The sequence below is a fragment of the Pseudomonas sp. BCA17 genome (assembly GCF_004519405.1).
GTDB lineage: Bacteria > Pseudomonadota > Gammaproteobacteria > Pseudomonadales > Pseudomonadaceae > Aquipseudomonas.
The window spans coordinates 1137834-1152459 of record NZ_SGWI01000001.1 but is presented as its reverse complement, the minus strand read 5'-3'; the positions used below and the strand labels follow the sequence as shown (position 1 = coordinate 1152459).

Here is a 14626-nt window from a genome sequence, read left to right as displayed (position 1 = left end):
CAAGAGCCCTCCTGCCAACGGCGCATTCGCCCGGCGGCGAGGGCTCTCTACCATCGGCTCATCGCCTGTTGACCGACAGGCCCGGACCCCGACAGAGGCCTCACCATGATCTACGCACAACCTGGCACCCCTGGCGCCATCGTCACGTTCAAGCCGCGCTACGGCAATTACATCGGCGGCGAGTTTGTCGCGCCGCTCAAGGGTGACTACTTCACCAACACCTCGCCGGTCACCGGTGAAGTGATCGCCGAATTCCCGCGCTCCAGCGCCGCCGATGTCGACAAGGCATTGGACGCCGCCCATGCCGCCGCCGATGCCTGGGGCAAAACCTCGGCCCAGGACCGTTCCCTGGTGCTGCTGAAAATTGCCGAGCGTATCGAGCAGCACCTGGAAGTACTGGCCGTCGCCGAAACCTGGGACAACGGTAAGGCCGTGCGCGAAACCCTCAACGCCGACGTGCCCCTGGCCGCCGACCACTTCCGTTACTTTGCCGGTTGCATCCGTGCCCAGGAAGGCGGCGCGGCCGAGATCAACGAGCATACCGCGGCCTATCACTTCCACGAGCCGCTGGGCGTGGTCGGGCAGATCATTCCGTGGAACTTCCCGCTGCTGATGGCCGCGTGGAAACTGGCCCCGGCGTTGGCGGCCGGTAACTGCGTCGTGCTCAAGCCCGCCGAGCAGACGCCGCTTTCGATCATGCTGTTTGCCGAGCTGATCGGCGACCTGCTGCCGCCCGGCGTGCTCAACATCGTGCAAGGCTTTGGTCGCGAAGCCGGGGAGGCGCTGGCCACCAGCAAGCGCATCGCCAAGATTGCGTTCACCGGTTCCACCCCGGTGGGCGCGCACATCATGCATGCCGCCGCCGAGAACATCATCCCGTCCACCGTCGAGCTGGGCGGCAAGTCGCCGAACATCTTCTTTGAAGACATCATGAGCGCCGAACCGGCCTTTATTGAAAAGGCCGCCGAAGGGTTGGTGCTGGCGTTCTTCAACCAGGGCGAGGTGTGTACCTGCCCGTCGCGGGCGCTGGTGCAGGAGTCGATCTACGAGCCGTTCATGGCCGAGGTGATGAAGAAAATCGTCAGGATCAAGCGCGGTAACCCACTGGATACCGAGACCATGGTCGGCGCCCAGGCGTCGCAGCAGCAATACGACAAGATCCTGTCCTACCTGGAAATCGCCCAGCAAGAAGGCGCCGTGCTCCTCACCGGCGGCGCGGCGGAGCGTTTGGAGGGCGACCTGTCCAGCGGCTATTACATCCAGCCGACCTTGCTCAAGGGGCATAACAAGATGCGCGTGTTCCAGGAGGAAATCTTCGGCCCCGTGGTGGGCGTGACCACCTTCAAGGACGAGGCCGAAGCGCTGGCGATCGCCAACGACAGCGAGTTCGGCCTGGGCGCCGGCCTATGGACCCGCGACATCAACCGCGCTTACCGCATGGGCCGCGCGATCAAGGCCGGGCGGGTGTGGACCAACTGTTATCACCTGTACCCGGCACATGCGGCGTTCGGCGGGTACAAGAAGTCGGGTGTGGGCCGTGAGAACCACAAGATGATGCTCGATCACTACCAGCAGACCAAGAACCTGTTGGTGAGCTACGACATCAATCCGCTGGGTTTCTTCTAAGCCTAAAACTGGCAATGCGGTCCATGTGGGAGGGCGCAAACCCCGTCCCACATGGACCGCATGCCGATGTTTGATTGGCAGGGCTGGTGGCATTTGGTCATGCTTTGTAAAGGGCCAGCAAGGCGCATCCCTTTAAATTGCAGGACGTTTCCTAGACAATCCCTGCCGCCTTGTGCCTGCTGGAATCGGTGGCTAGTCTGCGGTCCGTCACTGACAAATCAGTGATCGGATTTAGCAGCCTGACTCAATAGGTACACGGTTCACTGCTTCTTTTATGGTGGCTGTGCGTGGGGCACCTTCGGGTGCGCTGGTTTTCCTATTGACCGGTCTGCTAACCCGCGTACAGCTGCCACCCTCGTTTAGCAGGCCGTCTGTAGGAGCAAGCAAGCTCGCTCCTACAAAAAAGGCATGGCGGATTGGCCGTCCCTGCATCCGCGACTAATGCACGGCGGCCGCTACGTCGAAAGTAGCATTCGCCTCCCAACCCCCCCATGCATTAATGACCTGACCGGGATCTTCCGGCACAACAAGAGGACATGCCCATGTGGACTAAACCCGCGTTTACCGACCTGCGTATCGGCTTCGAAGTGACCATGTACTTCGCCAGCCGTTGATTCACCCCGGCCAGCCTTGTGCTGGCCGGTGCTGTGTGGAGGATGCCCCTTTGGTCTGATTGCAATCGCAGCCGGATGGGTTAGTGTGGAGCGCATCTTCCAAAATAATAAAAACAGGCTTACCAATGAGCCAGACCCTGAGCCAGCTGCGTAAATTCGTCTCTCCTGAAATCATCTTTGGTGCCGGCTGCCGGCACAACGTCGGTAACTACGCCAAGACCTTCAGCGCACGCAAGGTGCTGGTGGTCAGCGACCCCGGTGTCATCGCCGCCGGTTGGGTGGCGGATGTCGAAGCCAGCCTGCAAGCCCTTGGCATCGACTACTGCCTATACAGCGCCGTCTCGCCCAACCCCCGCGTCGAAGAAGTGATGCTCGGCGCCGAGGTGTACCGCGAACACCACTGTGACGTGATTGTCGCCATCGGCGGCGGCAGCCCGATGGACTGCGGCAAGGCCATCGGCATCGTGGTCGCCCACGGCCGCAGCATCCTCGATTTCGAGGGCGTGGACACGATTCGCGTACCCAGCCCGCCGCTGATCCTGATTCCGACCACCGCCGGCACCTCGGCGGATGTCTCGCAGTTCGTGATCATCTCCAATCAGCAGGAACGCATGAAATTCTCCATCGTCAGCAAGGCCGTGGTGCCGGACGTATCGCTGATCGACCCGGAAACCACCGCCAGCATGGACCCGTTCCTGTCGGCCTGTACCGGTATCGACGCGTTGGTGCACGCCATCGAAGCGTTCGTTTCCACCGGCCACGGCCCGCTCACCGACCCCCACGCGCTGGAGGCGATGCGCCTGATCAACGGCAACCTGGTGCAGATGATCGCCAACCCCGGCGACATCGCCCTGCGCGAGAAAATCATGCTCGGTAGCATGCAGGCCGGGCTGGCGTTCTCCAATGCGATCCTCGGCGCAGTACATGCCATGTCCCACAGCCTGGGCGGCTTTCTCGACCTGCCCCATGGCCTGTGTAACGCGGTGCTGGTGGAGCATGTGGTGGCGTTCAACTACAACTCGGCGCCGGAGCGTTTCCAGGTGATCGCCGAGACGTTCGGCATCGACTGCCGGGGCCTCAACCACCGGCAGATCTGCGGGCGGCTGGTGGACCATCTGATTGCGTTGAAACACGCGATTGGCTTCCACGAAACCCTGGGCCTGCATGGGGTGCGAGTGGCAGACATTCCGTTCCTGTCACAACATGCGATGCACGACCCGTGCATCCTCACCAACCCACGGGAGTCGAGCCAGCGCGATGTCGAGGTCGTCTATGGCGAAGCTCTCTGACGACCAGCAGCGTGCCCTCGCCGGGTTGCTGGGCCTTGGCGACCAGTCGGCGCGTAAAAGCCATTACCCGGAGCTCACCGCACGGCTGGATGAACTGGAGGCCGAGCGCAAACGCTATATCCGTCTCAACGACGAGCTGGAGCAACGGGTCGCCGCGCGTACCGATGAGCTGCTGGAAGCCAACCTCAACCTGCAACAACAGATCGCCCAACGCGAGCGCATCGAACAGGACCTGCGCGACGCTCGCGACGCTGCCGAAGCCGCCAACCGCAGCAAGGACAAATACCTCGCCGCCGCCAGCCATGACTTGCTGCAACCACTGAACGCCGCACGTCTGTTGATCGCTACGTTGCGCGAACGGCAATTGCCCAGCGTCGAGCATGTCCTGGTGGAGCGTGCGCACCAGGCGCTGGAAGGCGCCGAGGATTTGCTCACGGACTTGCTGGATATCTCGCGACTGGACCAGGCGGCGGTCAAGCCGGACCTGGCCGTGTATCGGCTCGATGAACTGTTCGCGCCGCTGGTTTCGGAGTTTCAGTCGGTGGCCGAGGCGACGGGGCTGAACCTGCGGGTGCACACCGGCCGTTATGCGATCCGTACCGACTTGCGCCTGATGACGCGCATCCTGCGTAACTTCCTGAGCAATGCCTGCCGCTACACCGATGAGGGGTGCATTCTGCTCGGCGCACGGCGCCGGGGTGACCGCCTGTGCATCGAGGTATGGGACACCGGGCGTGGGATTGCGGCGGACCGGCTGGAGGCGATCTTCCTCGAGTTCAACCAACTCGACGTCGGCCGTGCGGCGGACCGCAAGGGTGTCGGGCTGGGGTTGGCGATTGTCGAGCGTATCGCCGAAATCCTCGGCCACCCGGTGGCGGTACGGTCCTGGCCGGGGCGCGGTTCGATGTTCAGCATCGAAGTCCCCCTGGGCGCAGAGATGCCGCCGGCGATCAGCCAACTGTCGGTACAACCGAGCACCGGCAACCCGCTGCCGGGTCGGCGTCTACTGGTGATCGACAACGAAGTGAGCATCCTCGACAGCATGCAGGCGTTACTCGGGCAGTGGGGCTGCGAAGTGCTCACCGCCACCGACCAGGCGGGCGCTTTGCTGGCGTTACAGGGCAGGGCGCCGGAGTTGATCCTGGCGGACTACCACCTGGACCATGGGGGTCTCGGGTGTGAGGTGGTCAAGCACCTGCGCGAGCATTTCGGGCAGAAGATTGCGGCGGTGATCATTACCGCCGACCGCACCGACCAATGCCGCCGCGCGTTGCGTCGGCTGGACGCACCGTTGCTGAATAAACCGGTCAAGCCGGGCAAGTTGCGTGCGGTGTTGAGCCAGTTGTTGGCTTAGAGCGTTGATACCTGTCAACACGCCACGCGGCGCTTTGCCTCATGCTCCAGGCCTGATTTAGAGGCCTGGAGTCCCCCATGAACGCCCCTGCCACAACCGCTGCATCCTTCAAATTACCCCTGGGCCTGGTGGTCGCCGTACTGGTGATGGTCGGCGTGCTGCTGTTGCCGCTGCCGGCCGACCTGCCAGTGGCGGGGCAGCGCATGCTGGCGATCCTCGCATTTGCCGTGGTGGTGTGGATCAGCGAAGCGGTGTCTTATGAAGCCAGTGCGATCATGATCACCTCGCTCATGGCGTTTTTGCTTGGTACCGCACCATCGCTGCAAGACCCGACGCACCTGATCGGCTCCAGCCCAGCCATCAGTATGGCGCTGACGGGCTTCTCCAATCCTGCGCTGGCGCTGGTGGCGGGGGCCCTGTTTATTGCGGCAGCGATGACCCACACCGGCCTGGACCGGCGCATCGCGTTGGTGACCCTGAGCCGCGTCGGCACCAGCACCCGGCGCATCCTGCTGGGCGCGATTGCCGTCACCCTCCTGCTCAGCCTGGTCGTGCCCAGCGCCACGGCGCGCAGTGCCTGTGTGGTGCCGATCATGATGGGGGTGATCGCCGCTTTTGGCGTCGACAAGCGCTCGAACATCGCCGCCGGCATCATGATCGTGGTGGCCCAGGGCACCAGCATCTGGAACGTCGGGATCCAGACCGCGGCAGCGCAGAACCTGCTGACCGTCGGCTTCATGGACAAGATGCTCGGTCAGCGCGTGTCGTGGATCGACTGGCTGATCGCCGGCGCGCCGTGGGCGCTGATTATGTCGGCCGTGCTGTTGTTCCTGGTGCTCAAGTTGCTGCCGCCGGAAACCGACAGCATCCCCGGTGGTAAAGAAGCGGTGGCGCAATCGCTGGTGGAGATCGGCCCCATGACCGGCCCGCAGAAACGCCTGCTGGCCGTTTCGGTGTTGTTGCTGCTGGCGTGGGCCACTGAAGGGCGCCTGCACAGTTTCGATACCACCTCCACCACCTACGCCGGGCTGGTGTTCCTGCTGCTGCCGGGCCTGGGCGTGATGACCTGGAAGGATGTGCAATCGCGTATTCCGTGGGGCACGGTGATTGTGTTCGGTGTGGGTATCAGCCTGGGCACGGCGCTGCTGACGACCCAGGCCGGGCAATGGCTGGGTTCGCAGGTGGTGGCGCACACCGGGTTGGATCAAGTGGGGCCGTTGGGGGTCTTCGCGATTCTGGGAGCGTTCCTGATCCTGATTCACCTGGGGTTCGCCAGCGCGACGGCATTGACCTCGGCGTTGCTGCCGATCCTGATTGCCGTGTTGCAGACCCTGCCGGGAGAATTCAGTCGCCTGGGGATGGCGATGTTGCTGGGGTTTGTGATGAGTTACGGGTTTATTTTGCCGATCAATGCGCCGCAGAACATGGTGTGTCTGGGGACGGGGACATTTACGGCGCGCCAATTTGCCAAGGTGGGCATCCTGGTGACATTGGTGGGTTATCTGTTGATGCTGGTATTTGCCGCCACTTACTGGAGCTGGCTGGGCTGGATCTGATCGCAAATGCGCTCCAGAAACATCTGAACAACCACTGTAGGAGCGAGCTTGCTCGCGAAAAAGCCATAGGCGCCGCGTTCATTCAGGAAGCACGCGTTATCATTGACGTTTTTCGCGAGCAAGCTCGCTCCTACAGAATACGGGCTTCAATCCCACCCCAAGATGGCAAGATGAGCGGCTCTCAGGTTTACTATCCCTGGGTCATGGTTTTACCGACCTAACCCGTCGGCTCATCTAGGTCATCGAATGGACAAATACACTCCCCACACCTGGGAGCCTCACGAGCGTCCGAGCCTGCCCGGCTCGCCGTCTACACCGCTGCACCCCACACGCAAGCGCTGGCTGTTCGCGCTGGTGGGCGTGCTGGTGGCGATCACCGGTGGCCTGGGCAATGCCCTGGTCATCGCCAACCTGCAATACCTGCAAGGCGCATTGGGTGCGACCACCGCCGAAATGGCCTGGCTGCCCGCCGCCTATGTGATGACCAATGTGTGCATGAACCTGCTGCTGGTGAAGTTCCGCCAGCAGTTCGGCCTGCGTGCGTTTACCGAGGTGTTCCTGGTGCTGTATGCGCTGGTGACCTTCGGCCACTTGTTCGTCAACGACCTCAGTTCGGCGATTGCGGTTCGGGCGGCCCATGGCATGGTGGGGGCGGCGCTGAGTTCCCTGGGTTTGTACTACATGATCCAGGCGTTCCCGGCCAAGTGGCGCCTCAAAGCCCTGGTGCTGGGGTTGGGCACCGCGCAGTTGGCCTTGCCCCTGGCGCGATTGTTCTCCGAAGACTTGCTGCAGATTGCCGAGTGGCGTGGCCTCTACCTGTTTGAGCTGGGCATGGCGCTGATCTGCCTGGGTTGCGTGTTCCTGCTCAAGCTGCCACCCGGCGACCGCTTCAAAACCTTCGAAAAGCTCGATTTCCTCACCTTCGCCATCCTCGCAACCGGCGTGGCGTTGCTGTGCGCGGTGCTGTCCCTGGGCCGTATCGACTGGTGGCTGGAAGCACCCTGGATCGGCATCGCCTCGGCCTGTTCCCTGGTGCTGATCATGGCCGGGCTGGCCATCGAGCATAACCGCGCCAACCCAATGCTGATGACCCGCTGGCTCGGCAGTGGCACCATGATTCGCCTGGCGCTGGCGGTGATCCTGATTCGCATGGTGCTGTCGGAACAGTCCACCGGTGCGGTGGGGTTCATGCAGATGCTGAACATGAGCTACCAGCAGATGCACACGCTGTATGTGGTCATGCTGGCCGGGGCGATTGCCGGGCTGGTGGTCAGCGCATTGACCATCAACCCTGCGCACCTGCTGATGCCATTGGTGATTTCTCTGGCGCTGATGGCCGTGGGCTCGGTGATGGACAGTTTCTCCAGCAACCTGACCCGACCGCAGAATCTGTATATCAGCCAGTTCCTGCTGGGCTTTGGCGGCACTTTCTTCCTGGGACCGACCATGGTGCTGGGCACGAAGAACGTGCTGACCAACCCGCGCAACCTGGTGAGTTTTTCGGTGATGTTCGGCATTTGCCAGAACCTCGGCGGCCTGATCGGCGCGGCCTTGCTCGGCACCTTCCAGATCGTGCGCGAGAAGTATCATTCGAGCATGCTCGTCGAGCACCTGACCTTGCTCGACCCGCGTGTGGCCGCGCGCGTGCAGAGCGGCGGTTCGGCCTATGGCGGTATCGTCGCCGACCCGGAACTGCGTAACCTCATGGGTATCCGCAGCCTTGCCACGGCAGCGACCCGGGAGGCAAACGTAATGGCTTACAACGATGTCTTCATGCTGATCGCGATCATCGCAATACTGACTATGCTCTGGATCTTTATCCGCAGCCTGTGGCTGATGAGCACTACCCGAGCAGCAGCCCCTCCCGTTCAACCCAGCGGCGTTTCTTCATGACCGAATCAACCACAACCACCACCAACGCCATCGCCTCAACCCCGGAAGGCAGTACCCCGCCGGGCTCAACCATCACCGAGCCGCGCTCGCTGCGGGTGCGCATCATCTCATCCCTGGGCTTTGCCGCGATTGCCATCGTCGGCGTGCTGATCGTGCTGTATGCCTGGCAGTTGCCACCGTTCAGCAGCGCCGTGGAAACCACGGAGAACGCATTGGTTCGCGGCCAGGTGACGATCATCGGGCCGCAACTGAGCGGTTATGTGTTTGAAGTACCGGTGCAGGATTTCCAGTACGTCAAGGCTGGCGACCTGCTGGTGCGCCTGGATGACCGCATCTACAAGCAGCGCCTCGACCAGGCGCTGGCGCAATTGGCGGTGCAGAAAGCCTCGTTGGTCAATGTGGTGCAGCAGCGCAACAGCGCCGAAGCCACCATCAAGCTGCGCCAGGCCGCGTTGGCGGACAGCGAGGCGCAGTCACGCAAGAGCATCGCTGACCTGCGCCGCAATGAAGAGCTGATCAGCGACGGCTCAGTTTCCAAGCGCGAGTTGGACGTGACCCGTGCGGCGAATGCGCAGACGATCGCCGCGGTGGCCCAGGCCAAGGCCAGCCTGGAAATTGCCCGGCAGGATCTGCAAACGGTGATCGTCAATCGCGGCTCCCTGGAAGCTGCCGTGGCCAGTGCCGAGGCGGCGGTGGAGCTGGCACGTATCGACCTGTCCAACACTCGCATCACCGCGCCGCGTGACGGCCAATTGGGGCAGATTGGCGTGCGCCTTGGCGCCTATGTCAATTCCGGCGCACAGCTGATGGCCCTGGTGCCCCCGCAGTTGTGGGTGATCGCCAATATGAAAGAAACCCAGATGGACCACGTGCAGGTCGGCCAGCCGGTGACCTTCACCGTGGACGCACTGAACCACCGCAAGTTTCACGGTACGGTGCAGCATATTTCCCCGGCGACGGGTTCGGAGTTCAGCCTGTTGCAGGCGGACAATGCCACCGGCAATTTCGTGAAGATCGCTCAGCGCGTGCCGGTGCGGATAACGGTTGACCCTGATCAGGCCGAGAGCGAGCGGCTGCGGCCGGGGTTGTCGGTAGTCGTCAGTATCGACACGGCGGGCCGCCTGAAAAACAGCCCGCCTTGAAGCGCTACCTAGCGCGCAAAGGTGGGTTCGGGTAGCCCCTGGACTCCCGGGTTGAGGGCGAATACGCCGCCGGCCGGGGACTGCTGGCTCTGGTCGTCACGGATCGAGGTGACGAACAGGGTGTCCAGGCGACTGCCGCCGAAGGCGCACATGGTGGGTTTTTTTACCGGCACGCTGAGGGAGCGGTCGAGGCGACCCTCAGGGGTGAAGCGGTGGACGAGCCCGGCGTCGTTGGCGCAGATCCAGTAGCAACCGTCGGCATCGACGGCAGCACCGTCGGGGCGGCCGGGGTGGTTGTGCATGTCCACGAACACGCGGCGATTGGACGGCGTGCCGGTGTCGATGTCGTAGTCGAAGGCCCAGATCTGCTGCACCAGCGGGTGTGAGTCCGAGGCATACATCGTGCGTCCATCGGGGCTGAAGGCCAGGCCGTTGAGGGTGATAAAACCGCCCAGTTGAGCGTGTGGCGGCCGGCCGGACTCGTAGCGGTAGAGGGTGCCCTCGGCCGCGTTCAAGCCCATATTCAGTACCATGCTGCCGGCCCAGAAACGCCCTTGACGGTCACAGCGGCCGTCGTTCAGGCGCATGTCCGCACGCGGGTGTTCGACGGTCGCCAAGCCTGTGCTGTCGAGGCTGCCGTCGTTGTGGGGGGTGAGCTGGAAAAAGCCGGTTTCCATCCCGGCGATCCAGTTGCCGGTCGCGGTGCGGGCGATACAGGCGAGCATCTGCGGGGCTTTCCAGGCGGCGATGTGACCGGTGCCGGCGCTCCAGCGCTGCAGGCCGCCATTGGGAATATCCACCCAGTACAGCGCGTTTTCCTCAGGCACCCACACCGGGCATTCGCCCACGGCATTGCGCGCGTCGACAATCAATTCAGCGGTCATTGGTCAATCACCGAACGGTCCGGCCGCGCAGAACGCACCGCCCTGGTAAACCTTGGCCGGGTCATTGTCGGCCACGGGCGGTTGGGTTTCGACCTGGGCGCGGAACACCTCGGAGCTGTCCTTTGGGGTAAAGCCCAGGTGCGCGGCGTAGCGGTTGTCCCACCAGGTGTCGAGGTTATCCGACATGCCGTACACCACGGTATGCCCGACGTCGGGTGTGTAGAGCGCGCGCTCCAGCAGGTGTGTGAGGTCGTCGAAGCTCAGCCAGGTGTGCATCATCCGGCGGTTCTGCGGCTCCGGGAACGAGGAGCCGATACGGATGCTCACGGTCTCGATGCCGTAACGGTCGAAGTAGAAACTGGCCATGTCTTCGCCGTAGGATTTGGACAGGCCGTAATAGCTGTCCGGACGGCGAGGGGAGTGGGCGTCGAGTTTTTCACCTTGCTTGTAGAAGCCGATCACATGATTGGAACTGGCGAAAATCACGCGCTTCACGCCATGGCGACGGGCGGCTTCGTAGATATGGAAAATCCCGCAGATGTTGGCGCCGAGGACTTCTTCGAACGGGCGCTCAACCGACACGCCGCCGAAGTGCAGGATCGCATCCACACCTTCGACCAGATGATGCACGGCTTGTTTATCGGAGAGGTCACAGGTTTGCACTTCTTCGCCAGCGTCGGCAGCCGGGGCCATGTCAGCGATATCCGACAGGCGCAGTACCTGGGCGTAGGGGCGCAGGCGTTCGCGCAGCACCTTGCCCAGCCCACCGGCGGCACCGGTGAGCAGTAAGCGGTTGAATGGAACAGGCGTGGTTGTGGTGGTGGTCATGAGGGTTCCATTGTTGTTGTAGGTTGTCGTATGACTGGGTGGAAGTATTGTTAGGGATCCCCCAGGTTGTCAACGCCATTACCGGTGATGGGTTTTCAAATGAGGGATGTGCAATGACTCAACGTGTGTGCTCGGTCCGCAACCTTACAACAGCGAAATCGGGTAGCTGATAAAGATCCGATTCTCGTCAAACTCATTGTTGCTGAAATCCCGACGCATGGTTGAATTGCGCCAGCGCACATTCAGATCCTTCAAGGCACCGCTTTGCACCGTGTAGGCCAGTTCCGATTCACGGCCCCATTCCTTACCGTCGGTGATCGCCCCTGTGTGCACGTTACTGCCGCTGATATAGCGGTTCATCATGGTCAGCCCCGGAATGCCGAGCACTACGAAGTTGAAGTCATGGCGCACCTGCCAGGATTTTTCCTTGGCGTTATCGTAGCTGGCGTTGTAGCTATCGTTCGCCAAGGTGCCGCCACTGGTGCCGTTGACCCGCATCCATACGCTGTCACCGGTGAGTTTCTGCAGGCCCACATAGAAGGTGTTGCCGTTGTACTTGGCCGACAGCAGGGCGAAGGCGGTCTTGTTGTCGAGGTTGCCGGCCAGGGCGCTGCCGTCTTCCTTGCCGTTGAAAAAGCCGAGGTTGGCACCCAGGGTCCAGTCGCCCACGGGCTGGCTGTGAGTCAGGTTGAAATACTGTTGCTGGTAGATATCGGTCAGTTCGGCGTACCACACACCGACCTGGGTGCGCTTGTCGTTGAAGGTGTATTCGGCGCCGCCAAAGTTGAAGCGGTCGGAGGTGAACGCGGCTTTACCGTTCATGAACATGTCTTCCATGCTCGCGTCGTTGCGCGGGCTGTTACCGCGGAACTGGCCGCCATAGAGGGTCAGGCCGGCGATTTCGTTGGAGGTGACCTGGCCGCCACGAAAAGTCTGCGGCAGCGAGCGGCCGTCGTCGGAGCGCAGGATCGGCAGCACCGGCATCCATTCGCCCACCTTCAATTCGGTCTTCGACAGTTTGGTTTTCAGCGCCACGCCCAGGCGACCGAAGTTGTCGGCCGGACGGCCATCGCTGTGGATCGGCAGCAACTGCGTGCCGCCCGTGCCTTTGCCGCCATCCAGCTTTTGCGAGTACAGGCCCAGCACATCAATCCCGAAACCCACGGTGCCCTGTGTGAAGCCGGACTTGGCATCGAGGATGAAGTTCTGTGTCCACTCTTGCGCCATGCCCTGGGGATTGGTCGGGTTGGTGAAATTGCGGTTGAAGTAGGCGTTGCGCAAATTGAGCGTGGCCTTGGCGTCGTCGATAAAACCTTCCGCCTGAGCGCTGAGGGGGAGGGTAAACGCCAGGCTGCCAAGGCTGAGGAGACCGATACACGACGAGGAATTGCGGGCGAATGAACGCACAGTGAAGCTCCCATTTTTGTAATTTTTATTATTTGTCGTACGTCGTCGTACAACATCTGGCGGGATATTTACGGGGTTTTCGAGGGCTGTCAAGCAGAGGTTGTACGATAACCAGGGTGATTCGACCAAGAACCGCTATGTCAATGTGGGAGCCAGGCTTCTGCAAGGGTATCACCGCGGCGTTCGTGCCGGATCGCGTCGCCTGCATTTCAGCGTTGGTTTTTTAGCCGGTCATGACCATCGGTGGGAGAGTGCCAAGCAGGGAGACCGCAGCCACCGCCGCTATGCCCAGTAACCCTTCCAACAGCACACTGGCTTTCAGGCTGCCCAAGTGCTCTTCACAGCGTTCGATACGCAACCGGTTCAGCAGCGCCAGCGCCAACATGCCCAGCACCAGCAGCACTTTGATCAACAGAATCAGGGCAAAACCGTTGAACAAGGGCGTGGGCCATAGCTGCCCGGTGAGCACGCGCACATTGATCAACCCCGTCACCAGCAGCCCGGCGACCAGACCATACCCCACGCCGCTGAAGCGCTTCAGGATCGCTGCCAGCGCATGCTGTCGGGGCTGTATGAGCACCAACACCAGCAACAGCAACCCGCCGAGCCAGGCACCCACGCACATCAGGTGCACCACCTGGTTGAGGATCAGCAACTGCCCGCTCAACCCATCGAGCATGGCGCCATGACCCACAGGTGCCAGCGTGGCCAACAGCAGAATGATCAACGGCAGGCGCAAAGCGGGCCAGGGCTTGATCAGTGCGATCACCAGCAGCAGGTTCAACAACAGATGCCAGACCCACACCTGGCCAAAGAAGGTTTTGCCCAGCACCAACTGCACGGTAGCCGGTTGCAGCGCCGCGTCCCAACTGCCGGCCACGCTGGCGGTGATCAACAGCAACCAGGCCACGCCGGAGCACAACCCCAACGCGGCGAGCACGCGAGTGATACGCAGCAATTGCCGGTCAAGTGCCGGTTGCCGTTCTGTGCCCAACAACCTGGGCCTGAATGCACAGGCCCCGAACATCAACAGCACAACGATGAAATGCACAAAGCGGCACAGCACCAGCAGTGTCGCCATGGGTTATTGGCCGACCTTGAAGCTGTATTCACCGTTGCTCTTGTGGGTGTCGACCGACACGGCATTCCACACCACTTTGTAGTTGCCGGCAGCGAGGGGGGCGGCTGGCGTGACGACCAGGGTTTTCTTGTCGGTGTCGGGGGTTTCCAGGCCTTTGATCGCGACTTCGGTGCCATCCTTGCTCAGGGACACCTTGGTGAAGGTGGCTTCGACGCCTTCGCTGAAGGTCAGGCGCAGGTCGGCGGGCGCGGCGACGGTGCTGTCGGCCGCGGGCGTCGAGCTCTTGAGGTGGGCATGGGCAAATGCGGCCGAGGTGCCCAGCAGGGATGCGAGCAGGGCGACGGTGGTCAGGGCGTTCTTGATCAGCATTGTTCGATACCTTCAGTTCAGGAAGTGGGTAAAGCCATATGCAGCAAGGGAAAGGGTTTGCCTTCGCCATCCAGCGGCGAGCGCGCGACCTGGATAAAACCATAGTGCAGATAGAAGCCCACGGCCTGTGGGTTTTGTTCGTTGACGTCTACCGTCAGGGTGTCATGGCGCGCACGGACGTGGTCGAGCAATTGCCGGCCGATGCCCTGGCCGCGTCGATCGGGGTCGATAAACAGCATTTCCACATTGTGCCCGCCGGTGGCGATGAACCCGCCGATACCGTTTTGGTCTTCATACACCCACACATCCAGGGCGGGCATGGGCAGGTAAGCATCACGCACCACGGGCAGCAAACGTTGGATGTCGTCCTCTGGCAGGAAGTCATGAGTGGCACGCACCGAGCGTTCCCACAGTGCACCCAGCACGGCGTCGTCAGTGGCGACACGCGGTCGAATAGTCATGATCAGGGTCCTTCGTCGGGACCGCGATGCTAACCAATCCGTTTTCCGGGGGAAAGGTTCGCGTCAGAAGTTTCGTTGTGGCGTGTCGCCGCGGCCTAGAGCCGATGGTAGTCTTGAAGCCA

At 62.0% G+C, this 14626-nt stretch carries 13 protein-coding genes; 7 read left to right on the top strand and 6 right to left on the bottom strand.

The annotated features are described in order from the left end of the window. Nucleotides 1-105 precede the first annotated feature (105 nt). The 7 genes from EXW71_RS05265 to EXW71_RS05235 all read left to right on the top strand — a co-directional run bounded on the left by EXW71_RS05265 (nucleotide 106) and on the right by EXW71_RS05235 (nucleotide 9474). Nucleotides 106-1626 carry an aldehyde dehydrogenase family protein gene (locus EXW71_RS05265; protein ID WP_123717907.1) on the top strand — a complete coding sequence of 507 codons (1521 nt, stop codon included), beginning with the start codon at nucleotides 106-108 and terminating at the stop codon, nucleotides 1624-1626. Between the two features lie 542 nt (nucleotides 1627-2168). Continuing rightward, nucleotides 2169-2240: a pyrroloquinoline quinone precursor peptide PqqA gene (gene pqqA / locus EXW71_RS05260; RefSeq protein ID WP_010209364.1), complete on the top strand. Its 72-nt coding sequence runs from the start codon at nucleotides 2169-2171 to the stop codon at nucleotides 2238-2240. Between the two features lie 125 nt (nucleotides 2241-2365). Next, nucleotides 2366-3529, top strand: coding sequence for an alcohol dehydrogenase-like regulatory protein ErcA (gene ercA / locus EXW71_RS05255; protein ID WP_134657841.1), 1164 nt, complete (start codon nucleotides 2366-2368; stop codon nucleotides 3527-3529). Then, nucleotides 3513-4883: a hybrid sensor histidine kinase/response regulator gene (locus tag EXW71_RS05250; RefSeq protein ID WP_134657840.1), complete on the top strand. Its 1371-nt coding sequence runs from the start codon at nucleotides 3513-3515 to the stop codon at nucleotides 4881-4883. The genes ercA and EXW71_RS05250 overlap by 17 nt, the downstream gene beginning before the upstream one ends. Before the next feature lie 77 nt (nucleotides 4884-4960). Further along, nucleotides 4961-6439, top strand: coding sequence for a DASS family sodium-coupled anion symporter (locus EXW71_RS05245; protein WP_134657839.1), 1479 nt, complete (start codon nucleotides 4961-4963; stop codon nucleotides 6437-6439). 246 nt (nucleotides 6440-6685) lie between these two features. After that, a complete protein-coding gene (locus EXW71_RS05240) occupies nucleotides 6686-8332 on the top strand; it encodes an MFS transporter (RefSeq protein WP_134657838.1) in 1647 nt (548 codons plus the stop codon). Then, nucleotides 8329-9474 carry an HlyD family secretion protein gene (locus EXW71_RS05235; protein WP_134657837.1) on the top strand — a complete coding sequence of 382 codons (1146 nt, stop codon included), beginning with the start codon at nucleotides 8329-8331 and terminating at the stop codon, nucleotides 9472-9474. Before EXW71_RS05240 ends, EXW71_RS05235 begins: the two co-directional genes overlap by 4 nt. Before the next feature lie 8 nt (nucleotides 9475-9482). Here the strand turns inward: EXW71_RS05235 and EXW71_RS05230 are convergent, their stop codons facing one another. From EXW71_RS05230 to EXW71_RS05205, 6 genes are all read right to left on the bottom strand, one after another. Continuing rightward, nucleotides 9483-10358 (bottom strand): SMP-30/gluconolactonase/LRE family protein, encoded by an 876-nt coding sequence (locus tag EXW71_RS05230; RefSeq protein ID WP_134657836.1) that lies wholly within the window; start codon nucleotides 10356-10358, stop codon nucleotides 9483-9485. Nucleotides 10359-10361: 3 nt separating this feature from the next. Continuing rightward, complete coding sequence (locus EXW71_RS05225) at nucleotides 10362-11186, bottom strand: NAD(P)-dependent oxidoreductase (protein ID WP_134657835.1); 825 nt, start codon at nucleotides 11184-11186, stop codon at nucleotides 10362-10364. A gap of 144 nt (nucleotides 11187-11330) precedes the next feature. Then, nucleotides 11331-12593 (bottom strand): OprD family porin, encoded by a 1263-nt coding sequence (locus tag EXW71_RS05220; RefSeq protein WP_134657834.1) that lies wholly within the window; start codon nucleotides 12591-12593, stop codon nucleotides 11331-11333. Between the two features lie 223 nt (nucleotides 12594-12816). Beyond that, the gene (copD, locus tag EXW71_RS05215) at nucleotides 12817-13674 is read right to left on the bottom strand and encodes a copper homeostasis membrane protein CopD (protein WP_134657833.1); all 858 of its coding nucleotides are present in this window, start codon (nucleotides 13672-13674) and stop codon (nucleotides 12817-12819) included. 3 nt (nucleotides 13675-13677) lie between these two features. Then, nucleotides 13678-14043 (bottom strand): copper homeostasis periplasmic binding protein CopC, encoded by a 366-nt coding sequence (gene copC, locus EXW71_RS05210; RefSeq protein WP_134657832.1) that lies wholly within the window; start codon nucleotides 14041-14043, stop codon nucleotides 13678-13680. Between the two features lie 17 nt (nucleotides 14044-14060). After that, nucleotides 14061-14504 carry a GNAT family N-acetyltransferase gene (locus EXW71_RS05205; RefSeq protein ID WP_134657831.1) on the bottom strand — a complete coding sequence of 148 codons (444 nt, stop codon included), beginning with the start codon at nucleotides 14502-14504 and terminating at the stop codon, nucleotides 14061-14063. Nucleotides 14505-14626 lie beyond the last annotated feature (122 nt).